Origin of the sequence: Kitasatospora sp. NPDC059795, assembly GCF_042732175.1 — a bacterium.
Lineage (GTDB): Bacteria > Actinomycetota > Actinomycetes > Streptomycetales > Streptomycetaceae > Kitasatospora.
In genome coordinates this window covers 56,837-71,036 of sequence record NZ_JBHWID010000004.1, presented here as the reverse complement: position 1 = coordinate 71,036, position 14,200 = coordinate 56,837, and the positions used below count along the sequence as shown (strand labels likewise).

Sequence of the window (14,200 nt, the reverse complement as noted above, 5' to 3'; positions counted from 1 at the left end):
ACGCCAAGGCCCGCCACTGGGTGCCACGGAACGCCCAGGAATGCCACCAGCCGCCACGGAACGCTGACTGGCGGGACCACCCCGACCGCCTCAGCCACCGCGACGTCCGGAAACACCGCGGCTCCCGGAGACACCGAGGCTCCCAGAAAACACCAAGGCTCCCGGCCCGCGAACTCGAACTCGCGGGCCGGGAGCCGGAAGTGGTGCTCAGCCGGTGGAACCCACCGGCCGGTGCGGCGTCAGCAGCCGATCAGGCGGGCACCCAGGTAGGACTTCACCTGGTCGAGCGACACGCGCTCCTGCGCCATGGTGTCACGCTCGCGCACGGTCACCGCGTTGTCCTCAAGGGTGTCGAAGTCGACGGTGACGCAGAACGGCGTGCCGATCTCGTCCTGGCGGCGGTAGCGCTTGCCGATCGCACCGGCGTCGTCGAACTCGACGTTCCAGGCGGAACGCAGGTCGGCGGCCAGGCCGCGGGCCTTCGGGGAGAGGTCGGCGTTGCGGGAGAGCGGGAGCACCGCGACCTTGACCGGGGCGAGGCGCGGGTCGAGCCGCATGCCGACGCGCTTCTCCATGACGCCCTTGGCGTTCGGCGCCTCGTCCTCGAAGTAGGCGTCGATCAGGAAGGCCAGCATGGCGCGGTTGAGGCCGGACGCGGGCTCGATGACGTACGGGTAGTACCGCTCGTTCGCGTCCTGGTCGAAGTACTTCAGGTCCTGGCCGGAGGCCTCGCTGTGCACCGTCAGGTCGTAGTCGGTGCGGTTGGCGACGCCCTCGAGCTCGGAGAACTCGCTGCCACCGAAGTTGAAGCGGTACTCGATGTCCACCGTGCGCTTGGCGTAGTGGGACAGCTTCTCCTTGGGGTGCTCGAAGAAGCGCATGTTCTCGGTGCGCAGACCGAGGTCCACGTACCAGTTCCAGCGCTGCTCGAGCCAGTACTCGTGCCAGGTCTCGTCCTCGCCCGGCTTGACGAAGAACTCCATCTCCATCTGCTCGAACTCGCGGGTCCGGAAGATGAAGTTGCCGGGCGTGATCTCGTTGCGGAAGCTCTTGCCGACCTGGGCGATGCCGAACGGCGGCTTCTTGCGCGAAGTGGTCTGAACGGCCCGGAAGTTGGTGAAGATGCCCTGCGCGGTCTCCGGGCGGAGGTAGGCCAGGCCGGACGCGTCCTCGGTGACACCGAGGTGCGTCTTCAGCATGCCCGAGAACTCCTTGGGCTCCGTGAAGGCGCCCTTGTTGCCGCAGTTCGGGCAGTTGATGTCGGCCAGGCCGTTGGCCGGGAGCCTGTTGTGCTTGGCCTCGTAGGCCTCTTCCAGGTGGTCGGCGCGGAAGCGCTTGTGACAGGAGAGGCACTCGGTCAGCGGGTCGTTGAAGGTCGCGACGTGGCCGGACGCCTCCCAGACCTCGCGGGCGAGGATCACCGAGGAGTCGATACCGACGACGTCCTCCCGAGCGGTGACCATCGCACGCCACCACTGGCGCTTGATGTTCTCCTTGAGCTCGACTCCCAGCGGACCGTAGTCCCAGGCGGCGCGGGTACCGCCGTAGATCTCGCTGCAGGGGTAGACGAAGCCACGGCGCTTGCTCAGGCTGACGATCGTGTCGATCTTGTCGGCGGCCACAGTGCTCTCTTCAGTACGACGGCACGGTCAGGGCACGGCTGGTTGCGCGCGCCCGAAGAAACTCAGGGTACCGGGGATGGTGGGGCGGGATTCAACTCGATAGTGCACCGCCCACCCGCCGCCGCCCCGCCGGGAGCCCGGCGCGCGGGCGGCGGACAGCGGCGCACGGGGCTGCCGGCACCGGCTCGCGGAAGGCCGCCGGGGCAGCAGTGTGACCCCGATCGCCCCGAATGCAAGTTGACAATCATTTCCACATAAGATGAGAATGGTTGTCATGAAGAATCGCCGCCTGTCCACCCCGATAGCCCTCGCCGCCACGGCGGCGGTCGGTGCCCTCCTGCTCTCCGCCTGCGGCGGTACCAGCAGCGCGGCCGGTGAGGACGGCGGAAAGCTGAACGTGGTGGCGTCGTTCTACCCGATGGAATTTCTGGCCCGGCAGATCGGCGGCGAGCACGTCAAGGTCGCCGACCTGACCGCCGCCGGTGTGGAGCCGCACGACCTGGAGCTGACCGCCAAGCAGGTCGCCGCGGTGCAGCGGGCCGACACGGTGATCTACCTCAAGGGCCTGCAGCCGACCGTGGACAAGGCGGTGGCGCAGACCCACCCCAAGCACGTGGTGGACGCCACCGCCGTCTCCCCGCTGGTGGACCACCACCTGGACGAGGGCGCCGACGAGACCGACGGCCACGGCGGCGAGCACGACCACGAGCACAGCGACGCCGCCGGCGACCCGCACATCTGGCTGGACCCGACCCGGTACGCGGCAGTCGCGAAGAGCGTCGGCGCGGAACTCGCCGAGGTCGATCCGGCCCACGCCGCCGACTACCAGCGCAACACCGACACGCTGGTCGGCCAACTGGCCGCCCTGGACCAGGAGTTCCGGGACGGCCTGCAGAACGTCAAGACCAAGACCTTCATCACCAGCCACGCCGCCTTCGGCTACCTCGCCGACCACTACGGCCTGAACCAGGTGGCGATCAACGGCGTCGACCCGGAGGCCGAGCCCACCCCGTCCCGGCTGGCCGCGATCCAGCGCGCCGCCAAGGACAACGGCGCCACCACCGTGTTCTTCGAGGCCCTGGTCAGTCCCAAGCTGGCCAACACCGTGGCCGCCGACCTCGGTCTGAAGACCGCCGTGCTCGACCCCCTGGAAGGGGTCAAGGAGCCGGACCGGAACGACTACTTCTCCGTCATGCGGCAGAACCTCGGCAACCTGAAGGCCGCCCTCGGCGCAAGCTGACCGGCCCGAACCGACCGGCCCGACCGCACACACCTGCCGGCCGACCGGCCCACACCCGAACCCCACCCGAACCAAGCGGCGCGAGCCGAGCGAGGAACACCATGAGTGCTGTCATCTCCACGGCAGACTCCGACCGGCTGCAGCCGTCCTCCGGTGAGGACGCGGGGCCGGCGGTCGTCAGCCTCCGGGGCGCGGTCGCCACCGTCGGTGGACGGCCGGTGCTGCGCGGCGTCGATCTCACCGTCCGACCGGGCGAAGTGGTGGCGCTGCTGGGTGCCAACGGCTCCGGCAAGTCCACCACCGTGAAGACCGTCATAGGGTCGGTGCCGCTGGCGCAGGGCAGCCTGGAGCTGTTCGGGCGACCGCGGCGCAAGTTCCGGGCCTGGCACCGGGTCGGGTACGTGCCGCAGCGCACCACCGCGGCCGGCGGCGTGCCGGCCACGGTGCGCGAGGTGGTCTCCACCGGGCGGCTGCCGCAGCACGGCTTGCTGCCGTTCCGGCGCACGGACCGCGACGCGGTGGACCGGGCGCTGACCGCCGTCGGCATGCTGGACCGGGCCGGCGACGGGGTGGCCAACCTGTCCGGCGGGCAGCACCAGCGGGTGCTGATCGCCCGCGCCCTGGTCGGCCGTCCCGACCTGCTGATCATGGACGAGCCGATGGCCGGCGTCGACGTGGACAGCCAGCAGGTGCTCGCCGACATCCTGCGCACCGAGGTCGAACGCGGCTGCGCGGTGCTCCTGGTGCTGCACGAACTCGGGCCGCTGGAGCCGCTAATCGACCGCGCCGTCGTCCTGCGCGACGGCTGCGTCGCCCACGACGGGCCGCCGCCGCGGGGCGTCGGCCAGCACGCGCTGCCCGGCCACGACCACGTCCACCCGCACGCCGACGACCACCACCACCGCACCACCCCGGGGCTGTTGACATGATCGAGATGTTCCAACCCGACTTCATGCAGCGGGCATTCCTCGCCGCCGTACTGGTCGGCATCACCGCTCCCTCGGTCGGCATCTACCTGGTGCAGCGTCGCCAGGCGCTGATGGGCGACGGCATCGGGCACGTCGCGCTGACGGGTGTCGGCCTCGGCTTCCTGTTCCAGACCGACCCGATCTGGATGGCCGTACTGGTCTGCGTGTTCGGCGCGATCGTGATGGAGCTGGTCCGCGCCCGCGGCAACCAGCGCGGCGACATCGCGCTGGCGATGCTCTTCTACGGCGGCATGGCCGGCGGCAAGCTGCTGGTTTCGATGAGCAGCCAGGCCGGTTCCAGCAGCCTGGAGAGCTACCTGTGGGGCTCGATCCTCACCGTCTCCCCCGGCGACCTGGCGCTGATCGGCGGGCTCGCGGCGATCGTCATCGCGGTGACCGTCGGCCTGCGCCGGCAGCTGTTCGCGGTCTGCCAGGACGAGGAGTTCGCCCGGGTGACAGGCCTGCCGGTGCGGGTGCTCAACCTGCTGCTCGCGGTGATGGCTGCGGTCACCGTGACCGTCGCCATGCGGGTGGTCGGCCTGCTGCTGGTGAGCGCGCTGATGGTGGTCCCGGTGGCCGCCGCCCAGCAGTTGACCCGTTCCTTCGCGGCCACCCAGGCCGCCGCGATCGGCGTCGGCGTGGTGACGGCGCTGCTCGGCGTCGGCACCTCCTACCAGGCCGACCTGCCGTCCGGCCCGACCATCGTGTTCCTGGCCATCCTGGCTTTCGCCCTGTTCAGCGCGATCGCCGCACCGCTGGCCAAGCGCCAGCACAGGTCCGCCGCCGAACACGGCCCGGCGGTCTGCGACGTCGCGCTGCCCCATCAGGGCCCGGACGCGGCAACCGGCCCGAACGCGGCAACCGGCCCGAACGCGCCGGGGGGTGCGGCGGCGACCGGAGCGCCGCTGTCGGGGGAGACGCTGTCAAGTCGGGGGCTGGCACAATGATGTGCGAAACCCAGCCGATCAGCAGGAGGACCCCGGTGACCACCGCAGGCCCGTCGCCGCGCGCGCGATCGACTCGGCAGCGCACCGCCGTCTCGGCGGTGCTGGACGAGATCGAGGATTTCCGCAGCGCGCAGGAACTGCACGACATGCTCAAGCACCGGGGTGACTCGGTGGGCCTGACCACCGTGTACCGGACGCTCCAGTCCCTCGCCGAGGCCGGTGAGGTGGACGTGCTGCGCACCGCCGAGGGCGAGGCGGTGTACCGCCGGTGCAGCAGCGGGCACCACCACCACCTGGTGTGCCGGCACTGCGGGGCGACCGTCGAGGTCGAGGGTCCGGCGGTCGAACGCTGGGCCAACGCGGTCGCCGCCGAGCACGGGTTCAGCGACATCGCGCACACCCTGGAGATCTTCGGCACCTGCGGCGACTGCGCCGCGAAGCAGCAGGCGGCGCAGTAGCGGCAGCCCGCCACGCGCGGAGGGCCCGGATCGGAACAGCTTGGGTTCTAGTGGTTGTTGCAACACCCCAGTTCAGGGGATGCGATGACCTTCGAGATCCGTAAGGATCGGAGCCCTCAGGGGCGGCGGAAGCTCTCCGCGGGGCGAGCCGCATACTTCCGGCTCGTGAAACAAGGCGCGGGCAACGACCAGGCCTGCCGGATCGTCGGGATCAACCCGAAGACCGGCAGGCGCTGGCGCAACGGGCGCAACGCGTCCGGCAGGAACAACGCGACACCGCCGGCCCGGCCGACGGCGCCGCCCTCCTCGCCGTCCCGGTATCTGGCCGAGGTCGAGCGCATCCACCTGGCCGACCGGCTCCGGGAGAAGGCGACAGTCCGGGCGATCGCCGCCGAGCTGGGCCGCAGCCCCTCCACGATCAGCCGGGAGATCCGCCGCAATCGCCACCCCGTCACCGGCCACTACCGCCCGTTCGCAGCCCAGGCGAGGGCCGATGCCCGCCGGCCCCGTCCCAGAGCCCGCAAGATCAGCGGGAATCCGGAGCTGCGGGACGCTGTGCAGTCGATGCTGGACGAGCGGTGGAGTCCGGAGCAGATATGCCACGCTCTGCGGGCACAGTTCCCCGACCGGCCGGAGATGCACGTGGTCCACGAAACCGTCTACCAGGCTCTTTACGTCCAGGGGCGGGGCCAACTGCGGCGCGAGCTGGCCGGTGCTCTGCGGACGGGCCGGGCCCGCCGCAAGCCCCAACGACAGGCCGACTGCCGCAAGTCCCGGTTCACCGATCCGATGGTCATGATCAGCGATCGCCCCGCCGAGGCCGAGGACCGCGCCGTCCCGGGCCACTGGGAGGGCGACCTGATCATCGGCAAGGACGGCATATCGGCGATCGGAACCCTGGTCGAACGCACCACCCGCTTCGTGATGCTGCTGCACCTGCCGGGCGACCACACTGCCGAGACCGTGCGCGACGCCCTGGTGGCCACCGCCCGCATGCTCCCCACCGAGTTGAAACGGTCCCTGACCTGGGATCAGGGCAGCGAGATGGCCCGGCACGGGGAGTTCACGCTCGCCACCGACATACCGGTCTACTTCTGCGACCCCGCCAGTCCTTGGCAACGCGGCTCGAACGAGAACACGAACGGCCTGCTGCGGCAGTACTTCCCGAAGAGCACAGACCTGTCCGTTCACAGCCCCGAGCACCTGGCCTTCGTCGCCGACCAGCTCAACCGCCGCCCGCGTAAAACGCTCGGCTGGGAAACCCCAGCCGAGCGTCTGGCTAAACTCCTCGCGGCCTAGACAACCGACCACGTGTTGCAACAACTGCTAGAAACTGCCCAGTCCGATCCGGGCCCTCGACGTCAGCGGTCGTCCGGACCACCGGACGTCCGGACGACCACCCAGCAGCCGTCAGCGCTGCGGCGGCACCTCGGTGCCGGCGCCGGTGTCGTTGGGCACCGCCCCGCCGAACCGGCGGTCGCGACGGGCGAACTGCTCGCAGGCACGCCACAGGTCGCGGCGGTCGAAGTCGGGCCAGAGCACGTCCTGGAACACGAGCTCGGCGTACGCGGACTGCCAGGCCAGGAAGTTGGAGGTGCGCTGCTCGCCGCTGGGGCGCAGGAAGAGGTCCACGTCCGGCATGTCCGGGTAGTAGAGGTACTTCGCGAACAGCTTCTCGTTGACCTTCTCCGGGTTGAGCTTCCCGGCGGCCACGTCGCGGGCGATGGCCAGGGCGGCGTCGGCGATCTCGGCCCGGCCGCCGTAGTTGACGCAGAAGTACAGCGTCATGGCGTCGTTGTTCTTGGTCTGCTCCTGGGCGACCTGAAGCTCCTGGACGACGCTCTTCCACATCTTCGGCATCCGGCCGACCCAGCGGATCCGGATGCCCATGGCGTCCATCTCGTCGCGGCGGCGGCGGATCACGTCCCGATTGAAGTTCATCAGGAACTTCACCTCGTCCGGGGAGCGCTTCCAGTTCTCGGTGGAGAAGGCGTACAGCGAGAGGTTCTTGACGCCGACCTCCAGGCAGCCGCGCAGCACGTCGAGGACGACGGCCTCGCCGACCCGGTGGCCCTCGGTGCGGGGCAGGCCGCGTTCCTTGGCCCAGCGGCCGTTGCCGTCCATGACCACCGCGACGTGGTTCGGGACGAGCTCGCCGGGGATCTTCGGCGGCTTCGCTCCGCTCGGATGCGGGGCCGGGACTTCGTACGTCCGCTGCTTGCTGCCGAACAGCCGTCGCGCGACCATGTTCACTTCTCCACGTATCTCATGGAGCGGATGCCCCGCTCCAAGTGCCACTGCAGGTAGGCGGCCACCAGCCCGCTGCCCTCGCGCCAGTACCGCGGCTCGCAGGCGTCGGCGGTCTGCCAGTCCCCGGACAGCAGCGCGCCGAGCAGTACCAGTGTCTCAGGGGAGGGTACGGCACTTCCGGGTACTCGACAGTCGCCGCACAGCACGCCGCCGGCCTGGAGGGAGAAGAACCGATTGGGGCCGGGGAGTCCGCAGCGCGCGCAGTCGGTGAAGCTCGCGCCGTAGCCGTTGACGGCGAGCGAGCGCAGCAGGAAGGCGTCCAGCACCAGATGCGACTGGTGGGTGCCGTCGGCCAGTGTGCGCAGGCCGCCGACCAGCAGCAGGTACTGCTGGACGGCGGGCTGGCCCTCGTTCTCGGCGAAGCGTTCGGCAGTCTCCAGCATCGCGGTGCCCGCGGTGTAGCGGGTGTAGTCGTCGACGATCCGGGCGCCGTAGGGGGCGATGGTCTCCACCTGGGTGCACAACGGCAGGGTGCGGCCGACGAGTTCGCTGCCCCGGCTGAAGAACTGGACGTCGACGTGCGAGAAGGGTTCGAGGCGCGCGCCGAACTTCGACTTGGTCCGGCGTACGCCGCGCGCCACCGCCCGGACCTTGCCGTGCTGGCGGGTCAGGAAGGTGATGATCCGGTCGGCCTCGCCGAGCTTCTGGGTGCGCAGCACGATGCCGTCGTCGCGGAAGAGACTCATGGTGGTTCCCATTGTCCCGTACCGCACCGACAGCACGGCGGCGGCGGCGCCGGTGGCCGAAGCCGGTGGCCGACGCGCAGCCGTGAACCCGCACCGGGGCGGTGGTGCTCTTCACCCGTGCGGTGCGGGACACGGCGGGCCCGGGAGGGGGGAGTACGGGCCCGGCCAGGGGAGGCGGAACGGGTCAGTGCGGGGCGCGGGTGGCGGCCTCCAGCAGCCGGTCGACCTGCTCGCCGGTGAGGTCGAGGCAGCGGCCGACCACGCCGAGCGCGGCCCGTTCCTGCGGGAGGTAGCGGCCGTCGGCGAGCGCGACCATGGCACCGAGGGTGAGCAGGCGTTCGCGGCCCTGGACGAGCAGGTGCGGGGCGAGCGGTTCGAGCGCGGCGTGCAGTTCGACGGCCAGGCCGCCGCCCGCGACGTCCACGTCGAGGGGTTCGCCGCCGCCGTGTCCGGAGAGCGCGGCGAGCGAGGCCAGCACCTGGGCCTCGCCGCAGTCGTCGAAGCCGGCTTCCTTGATGACGGCGCAGGCGGCTTCGCGTCCGCTGCGGCTGCCGGTACCGCCGGCCGCGAGCGCGGCCAGCGCGATGGTGTACTGGGCGTCGCGGAGCATCGCGCCGAGCCGGACGGAGGTCAACTGTTCCAGGGCGTCGGTGCCGTGGCGGCCGCGGCAGGAGGTGCACTGGACGCTGCGGACCACGCCGCCGAGCGGCAGGACCGGCGTGCCGAGCAACCGCAGCCACCGCCGGCCGTGCTGCCGACGGTAGTTGCGGTCCCCACCGCAGCCCGGGCAGAAGAACTCGCCGAGGACGTCCGTCCGCCAGCGAGGGCGAACACCCCACAACCCTGTCACGGCGCCACTCCCCAGACATGGCAGGCGGCCTGCGCATCAATGGGCAGGTCACGCGACCGGACGCCGTGGCCGTCCCACCGACCCCGGTTCCGGTCCGTCGATGTTGCCACGGTTACCGGCTCGTGTCAGCACCCTGAACGGGTGCCGAGGGGAAAATTTGTGACCGGGGCCACACCTCAAGAGTGTGGCCCCACACGTTACTTAACGGTACGTCAGTCACAGTGGACCGACCGCAGGTCAGTCGCGCTGCGCGGCCCGGTTGACGGCGCTGACCAGTGCCTTCAGCGAGGCCAGCACGGTGTTGCCGTCGATGCCCACGCCCCACAGCACCTTCTCGCCCACGGCGCACTCGACGTACGCGGCGGCCTGCGCGTCGCCGCCCTCGCTCAGCGCGTGCTCGGCGTAGTCCAGCACGCGGACGTCGACGCCGATCGAGGCCAGCGCGTGGACGAACGCGGAGACCGGGCCGTTGCCGGTGCCGGTCAGGGTGACGGGGGTGCCGTCGACGACCGCCTCGGTGGTCAGCGCGTCGCGACCGTCCTCGGTGGTCAGGCTGCGCGAGCCGCTCAGCGAGATCCGGCCCCACGGGTTGGCGGGGGTGGGCAGGTACTCGTCCTGGAAGACCGACCAGATGTCGGCGGGGGTGACCTCGCCGCCCTCGGCGTCGGTCTTGGCCTGGATGATCTTCGAGAACTCGATCTGCATCCGGCGCGGCAGGTCCAGCTTGTGGTCGTTCTTCAGCACGTAGGCGATGCCGCCCTTGCCGGACTGCGAGTTGACCCGGATGACCGCCTCGTAGCTGCGGCCCACGTCCTTGGGGTCGATCGGCAGGTAGGGCACGCCCCAGGTGTACTCGCCGACCGGGACGCCCGCGGCGGCGGCGTCGGCCTCCAGGGCGTCGAAGCCCTTCTTGATGGCGTCCTGGTGCGAGCCGGAGAAGGAGGTGAAGACCAGGTCGCCGGCGTAGGGGTGGCGCTCGGGCACCGGCATCTGGTTGCAGTACTCGGCGGTGCGGCGGATCTCGTCGATGTCGGAGAAGTCGATCATCGGGTCGACGCCCTGAGAGAACAGGTTCATCCCGACGTTGACCAGGTCCAGGTTGCCGGTGCGCTCGCCCTGGCCGAACAGGCAGCCCTCGACCCGGTCGGCGCCGGCCATGACGGCCAGCTCGGCGGAGGCGACGCCGGTGCCGCGGTCGTTGTGCGGGTGCGCGGAGACGCAGACGAACTCGCGGCGCGACAGGTTGCGCGACATCCACTCGATCTTGTCGGCGTAGACGTTCGGGGTGGACCGCTCGACGGTGGTCGGCAGGTTCAGGATGATCTCGCGGCCCTCGCCGGGCTGCCAGACGTCCATCACCGCCTCGCAGACCTCCAGCGCGTAGTCCAGCTCGGTGTCGATGAAGATCTCCGGCGAGTACTCGTAGCCGAAGACGGTCTCGTCGCCCAGGATCTTCTCGGCGTACTCCATCACCAGCCGGGTGCCGTCCGTGGCAATGGCCTTGATCTCGTCCTTGCTCGCCTTGAACACCACCCGGCGGAACATCGGGGAGGTGGCGTTGTACAGGTGGACGGTGGCCCGGGGCGCGCCCTTCAGCGATTCGACGGTCCGCTCGATCAGGTCCTCGCGGGCCTGGGTCAGCACCGAGATGGTGACGTCCTCGGGGATCGCGCCCTCTTCGATCAGCGAGCGGACGAAGTTGAAGTCGGTGGCGCCCGAGGAGGGGAAACCGACCTCGATCTCCTTGTAGCCCAGCTTCACCAGCAGGTCGAACATCTTGCGCTTGCGGGCCGGCGACATCGGGTCGATCAGCGCCTGGTTGCCGTCGCGCAGGTCGGTGGACAGCCAGCGCGGGGCCTGGGTGATGACCTTGCTCGGCCAGGTGCGGTCCGGCAGGTCCACGGTGCCGAAGGGTACGTACCGCTGGAACGGCATCCCCGAGGTCTTCTGCTGCACGGTCGCGGCGGTGATCGGGGTCGGACGGTCGACGAACGCGCGGGCGACGGAGGACTGTTCGGTCATGGCTGGGGCTCTCGGCTTCCCTTGTCGAAGGCGGTCTGCGGTCGGGGGATCAGGACACCCGACTCGGCCGACTGGATGCGCCGCCACGGATCACGCTGGGCGCAACACGACTCCCCGCGGCGAGGGGGCCGGCCTTCACTGGACTACAGGCCCTCGCCGCGGCAGCTAAGAAGAAGCAGCCGGATACGCATGATGCCGCCACTGTAACCCGGGCGGCCCACCGGTCGCAGTGAGCCCCGCCACGATCCCACCCAGTGAGACGGGCCGCGCACGCGGGGCGAGTGGCGGGCCGGTGCGGCAAGTTGGTGAAAAGCCTCGGCAAACCCGTTCGCCGCGCTGCACACTGGCATCCATGCGTATCCAGGTCACCCGCACCGGCGGGTTCGCCGGCCTGCTCCGGTATGCCGAGATGGACACCGAGCAGCGCACGGACGCCCCGCACGTGCACGCGCTGGCACGCGAGGCGATGGCCGGCGGACTGCGCACGCCCGCGTACGGCGTGCCCGACGGCTTCCACTACGAGATCAGCGTCGACGGCCGCACCGTCCACTGCGCCGACCCCGAACTGACCGACTCCCAGCGCGAGTTGATCGGCCTGGTACTCCGCGAAGGCGCCTGACGCCCGAGCCCGCCCACGGACCGGCAGACTGGCGGTCCACAGCCGACGGCCGACGGTCGACTCAGATCCAACCGTCCAGCGAGGCCAGGAACCCGTCCGGGTCGTCCCGGTGAATGCAGTGGCCGGTGCCCGCGACGGTGCGCACCTCGTAGCCGCGGCGGCGCAGCTCGGCGGCCTCCTCGGGAGTCACCATGGCGCTGGCGTCGGCGAGTTGGACCAGCGAGGGGACGGCCGGGGCGCCCGGCAGGGCGGACAGTTCGGGGTGCGCCCACAGGCCGACGGCGGTGTCGCTGTCCCAGGCGGCGAGACCGGCGAGTTCGGCGTCCACGTCCTCGGCGGCCCAGCCGGGGTGCATGGCGGTGATGAACGCCCGGGTGCCGATGCGCCGGAAGACGACGAACGGCTCCGGCCCGAGCCCGGGCCGGTCGAAGGCGAACGGCGGGTCGCTGTAGACGACGCGGTCCGGCTTGAGTCGGTCCACGGCCCGCCACAGCGCGAGCGCGCCCAGCGAGTGCCCGACGGCCAGCGCGGCTCCGGCGGGCAGGGTGTCGGCGAGGTCCTCGGCGAACTGCTCGGGCCCGTACCGGTCGGCGGGGGTGGCGCCCTCGCCGCGCGGCGAGGCGCCGTGGCCGCGCAGGTCCACGCCGATCACCCGGTAGCCGCGGGCGGCGAGGGCGGGGCCGATCACCCGCCAGGTGCGGTGGTCGGACTGCAGGCCGTGGATCAGCAGAGCGGTCCGGTCGCCCCCGCCCCACTCGTGGGTGTGCAGCTTCACGACCGGCCCCTCCGCTTCAAGCCCGTTCGACGCCCCGTCAGAAGCCGAGCTTACGCAGCTGCTTCGGATCGCGCTGCCAGTCCTTGGCGACCTTGACGTGCAGGTCCAGGTAGACCGGGGTGCCGAGCAGCGCCTCGATCTGCTTGCGGGCGGTGGTGCCGACGTGCTTGAGCCGGGAGCCCTTGGCGCCGATCACGATGGCCTTCTGGCTCTGCCGCTCGATATACACGTTGGCGTGGATGTCCAGCAGCGGACGGTCGGCGGGCCGGCCCTCGCGCGGGATCATCTCCTCGACCACCACGGCCAGCGAGTGCGGGAGTTCGTCGCGCACGCCCTCCAGGGCGGCTTCCCGGATCAGCTCGGCGACCATGATCTGCTCGGGCTCGTCGGTGAGGTCGCCGTCGGGGTACAGCGGCATGCCCTCGGGCAGCAGCTTGGTCAGCAGGTCGGCGACCAGGTCGACCTGCTTGTCGCCCACGGCGGAGACCGGGATGATCTCGGCCCACTCGATGCCGAGTTCGGCGCCCAGCTGGTGGACGGCGATCAGCTGCTCGGCGAGCCGCTTGGAGTCCACCAGGTCGGTCTTGGTGACCAGCGCCACCTTCGGGGTGGACTTCTTGATCTCGGCGAGCTCCTTGGCGATGAACTTGTCGCCGGGGCCGAGCTTCTGGTCGGCGGGCACGCAGAAGCCGATCACGTCGACCTCGGCCCAGGTGCTGCGGACCAGGTCGTTGAGGCGCTCGCCGAGCAGCGTGCGGGGCTTGTGCAGCCCGGGGGTGTCCACCAGCACGAGCTGGGCGTCGGGGCGGTGCACGATGCCGCGCACGGTGTGCCGGGTGGTCTGGGGACGGTCGGAGGTGATCGCGACCTTCGTCCCGACCAGGGCGTTGGTCAGGGTCGACTTGCCCGCGTTGGGACGGCCGACGAAGCACGCGAACCCGGAGCGGTACGGGGAGGAAGGGGCATTCATGCCACCCATTGTCCCCGATCGGCCGGGCCTTCCCGGCCATTGGGTCGGGCGGCTGCTCAGCCGGCCTTCTTCTTGCCGCCGCCCATGATGCCGCCGACCAGGACCAACGCCAGTAGCGCCAGGGTGCCGCCCAGCCACCACGGGGATCCGGTCTCGTGCCAGCGGCCGAAACCCATGACGCACAGCAGCAGTCCGCAGAAGAACGCGGCGACGCCCATGACCCCTCCCCCACCGAAAACACCCCCGGCCGGTGCGATTATCGCACCGGCCTGGGGGTTGTCGAGGGGTTCGGCAGAAGCCTCAACGCGCCTCGGCGACCACCTTCAGCGTGCCGTCGGGACCGGCCAGCAGCACCGGGGTCCCGGCACCGCCCAAGTCCCGCACGGCCGCCAGGTCGGCCGCCGCCGGCTCGTCCGCGGCCGAGACCACCGCGGCCGCCTCCAGGCTCTTCGCCCCACTGGCCACCGCCATCGCCACGGCCGTCTGCACCGCGCTGAGCTGCAGCGACTCCAGCGCGACCGTCCCGGCCACGTAGGTGCGGCCGGTCTCGTCGCGGACTGCGGCGCCCTCGGCCACGCCGTTGCGGGCGCGGGCCGAGCGGGCCAGCGTGATGATCTTCTTGTCCTCGGGGTCCAGCTCGGAAATCTCGGTCATGGCCCGAGCATAAGTGGCGCACCGGCGCACCGGCCGGGGCGTCCGACCCTCGACCACTCACCGGCTCAACCCGTGAACA

At 70.8% G+C, this 14,200-nt stretch carries 15 protein-coding genes; 6 read left to right on the top strand and 9 right to left on the bottom strand.

What is annotated here, in order from left to right; all coding sequences use genetic code 11:
• Positions 1–239: 239 nt before the first annotated feature.
• On the bottom strand, positions 240–1,622 hold the full coding sequence (locus ACFV4P_RS09895) for a glycine--tRNA ligase (RefSeq protein ID WP_073812249.1): 1,383 nt from the start codon (positions 1,620–1,622) through the stop codon (positions 240–242).
• Positions 1,623–1,896: 274 nt separating this feature from the next.
• Here ACFV4P_RS09895 and ACFV4P_RS09890 point away from each other — a divergent pair, with 274 nt between their 5' ends.
• From ACFV4P_RS09890 to ACFV4P_RS09870, 5 genes are all read left to right on the top strand, one after another.
• The gene (locus tag ACFV4P_RS09890; RefSeq protein ID WP_380469239.1) at positions 1,897–2,862 is read left to right on the top strand and encodes a metal ABC transporter substrate-binding protein; all 966 of its coding nucleotides are present in this window, start codon (positions 1,897–1,899) and stop codon (positions 2,860–2,862) included.
• A 101-nt stretch (positions 2,863–2,963) separates the two neighbouring features.
• The gene (locus ACFV4P_RS09885) at positions 2,964–3,791 is read left to right on the top strand and encodes a metal ABC transporter ATP-binding protein (protein ID WP_380469238.1); all 828 of its coding nucleotides are present in this window, start codon (positions 2,964–2,966) and stop codon (positions 3,789–3,791) included.
• A complete protein-coding gene (locus ACFV4P_RS09880) occupies positions 3,791–4,777 on the top strand; it encodes a metal ABC transporter permease (RefSeq protein ID WP_380469927.1) in 987 nt (328 codons plus the stop codon). The genes ACFV4P_RS09885 and ACFV4P_RS09880 overlap by 1 nt, the downstream gene beginning before the upstream one ends.
• Before the next feature lie 35 nt (positions 4,778–4,812).
• Complete coding sequence (locus ACFV4P_RS09875; RefSeq protein ID WP_380469236.1) at positions 4,813–5,235, top strand: Fur family transcriptional regulator; 423 nt, start codon at positions 4,813–4,815, stop codon at positions 5,233–5,235.
• 84 nt (positions 5,236–5,319) lie between these two features.
• Positions 5,320–6,534: an IS30 family transposase gene (locus tag ACFV4P_RS09870; protein ID WP_380469234.1), complete on the top strand. Its 1,215-nt coding sequence runs from the start codon at positions 5,320–5,322 to the stop codon at positions 6,532–6,534.
• A gap of 111 nt (positions 6,535–6,645) precedes the next feature.
• On the opposite strand, the gene ACFV4P_RS09865 is transcribed toward ACFV4P_RS09870, so the two are convergent.
• From ACFV4P_RS09865 to leuA, 4 genes are all read right to left on the bottom strand, one after another.
• Complete coding sequence (locus tag ACFV4P_RS09865; protein ID WP_380469232.1) at positions 6,646–7,482, bottom strand: isoprenyl transferase; 837 nt, start codon at positions 7,480–7,482, stop codon at positions 6,646–6,648.
• Positions 7,483–7,484: 2 nt separating this feature from the next.
• Positions 7,485–8,231, bottom strand: coding sequence for a DNA repair protein RecO (recO, locus tag ACFV4P_RS09860; protein WP_380469230.1), 747 nt, complete (start codon positions 8,229–8,231; stop codon positions 7,485–7,487).
• Positions 8,232–8,415: 184 nt separating this feature from the next.
• Positions 8,416–9,081: a hypothetical protein gene (locus ACFV4P_RS09855; protein ID WP_083646889.1), complete on the bottom strand. Its 666-nt coding sequence runs from the start codon at positions 9,079–9,081 to the stop codon at positions 8,416–8,418.
• Between the two features lie 237 nt (positions 9,082–9,318).
• On the bottom strand, positions 9,319–11,103 hold the full coding sequence (gene leuA / locus ACFV4P_RS09850; RefSeq protein WP_380469227.1) for a 2-isopropylmalate synthase: 1,785 nt from the start codon (positions 11,101–11,103) through the stop codon (positions 9,319–9,321).
• Between the two features lie 352 nt (positions 11,104–11,455).
• Here leuA and ACFV4P_RS09845 point away from each other — a divergent pair, with 352 nt between their 5' ends.
• Complete coding sequence (locus ACFV4P_RS09845; protein ID WP_073812262.1) at positions 11,456–11,722, top strand: protealysin inhibitor emfourin; 267 nt, start codon at positions 11,456–11,458, stop codon at positions 11,720–11,722.
• Positions 11,723–11,783: 61 nt separating this feature from the next.
• Here ACFV4P_RS09845 and ACFV4P_RS09840 read toward each other — a convergent pair whose 3' ends face one another.
• From ACFV4P_RS09840 to ACFV4P_RS09825, 4 genes are all read right to left on the bottom strand, one after another.
• Positions 11,784–12,497: an alpha/beta fold hydrolase gene (locus ACFV4P_RS09840; protein WP_380469225.1), complete on the bottom strand. Its 714-nt coding sequence runs from the start codon at positions 12,495–12,497 to the stop codon at positions 11,784–11,786.
• A 37-nt stretch (positions 12,498–12,534) separates the two neighbouring features.
• Complete coding sequence (gene era, locus ACFV4P_RS09835; protein WP_380469223.1) at positions 12,535–13,467, bottom strand: GTPase Era; 933 nt, start codon at positions 13,465–13,467, stop codon at positions 12,535–12,537.
• A 56-nt stretch (positions 13,468–13,523) separates the two neighbouring features.
• Complete coding sequence (locus tag ACFV4P_RS09830; protein ID WP_158071912.1) at positions 13,524–13,685, bottom strand: hypothetical protein; 162 nt, start codon at positions 13,683–13,685, stop codon at positions 13,524–13,526.
• Positions 13,686–13,767: 82 nt separating this feature from the next.
• On the bottom strand, positions 13,768–14,121 hold the full coding sequence (locus ACFV4P_RS09825; RefSeq protein WP_073812267.1) for a cytidine deaminase: 354 nt from the start codon (positions 14,119–14,121) through the stop codon (positions 13,768–13,770).
• Positions 14,122–14,200: the final 79 nt, after the last annotated feature.

What these genes read in the sequence shown, in the direction of transcription:
- ACFV4P_RS09865 (WP_380469232.1), bottom strand. Translation starts at nt 7,482, where the DNA reads ATGGTCGCGCGACGGCTGTTCGGCAGCAAGCAGCGGACGTACGAAGTC.
- ACFV4P_RS09890 (WP_380469239.1), top strand. Translation starts at nt 1,897, where the DNA reads ATGAAGAATCGCCGCCTGTCCACCCCGATAGCCCTCGCCGCCACGGCG.
- ACFV4P_RS09870 (WP_380469234.1), top strand. Translation starts at nt 5,320, where the DNA reads ATGACCTTCGAGATCCGTAAGGATCGGAGCCCTCAGGGGCGGCGGAAG.
- recO (WP_380469230.1), bottom strand. Translation starts at nt 8,231, where the DNA reads ATGAGTCTCTTCCGCGACGACGGCATCGTGCTGCGCACCCAGAAGCTC.
- ACFV4P_RS09825 (WP_073812267.1), bottom strand. Translation starts at nt 14,121, where the DNA reads ATGACCGAGATTTCCGAGCTGGACCCCGAGGACAAGAAGATCATCACG.
- ACFV4P_RS09885 (WP_380469238.1), top strand. Translation starts at nt 2,964, where the DNA reads ATGAGTGCTGTCATCTCCACGGCAGACTCCGACCGGCTGCAGCCGTCC.
- ACFV4P_RS09830 (WP_158071912.1), bottom strand. Translation starts at nt 13,685, where the DNA reads ATGGGCGTCGCCGCGTTCTTCTGCGGACTGCTGCTGTGCGTCATGGGT.
- leuA (WP_380469227.1), bottom strand. Translation starts at nt 11,103, where the DNA reads ATGACCGAACAGTCCTCCGTCGCCCGCGCGTTCGTCGACCGTCCGACC.
- ACFV4P_RS09845 (WP_073812262.1), top strand. Translation starts at nt 11,456, where the DNA reads ATGCGTATCCAGGTCACCCGCACCGGCGGGTTCGCCGGCCTGCTCCGG.
- era (WP_380469223.1), bottom strand. Translation starts at nt 13,467, where the DNA reads ATGAATGCCCCTTCCTCCCCGTACCGCTCCGGGTTCGCGTGCTTCGTC.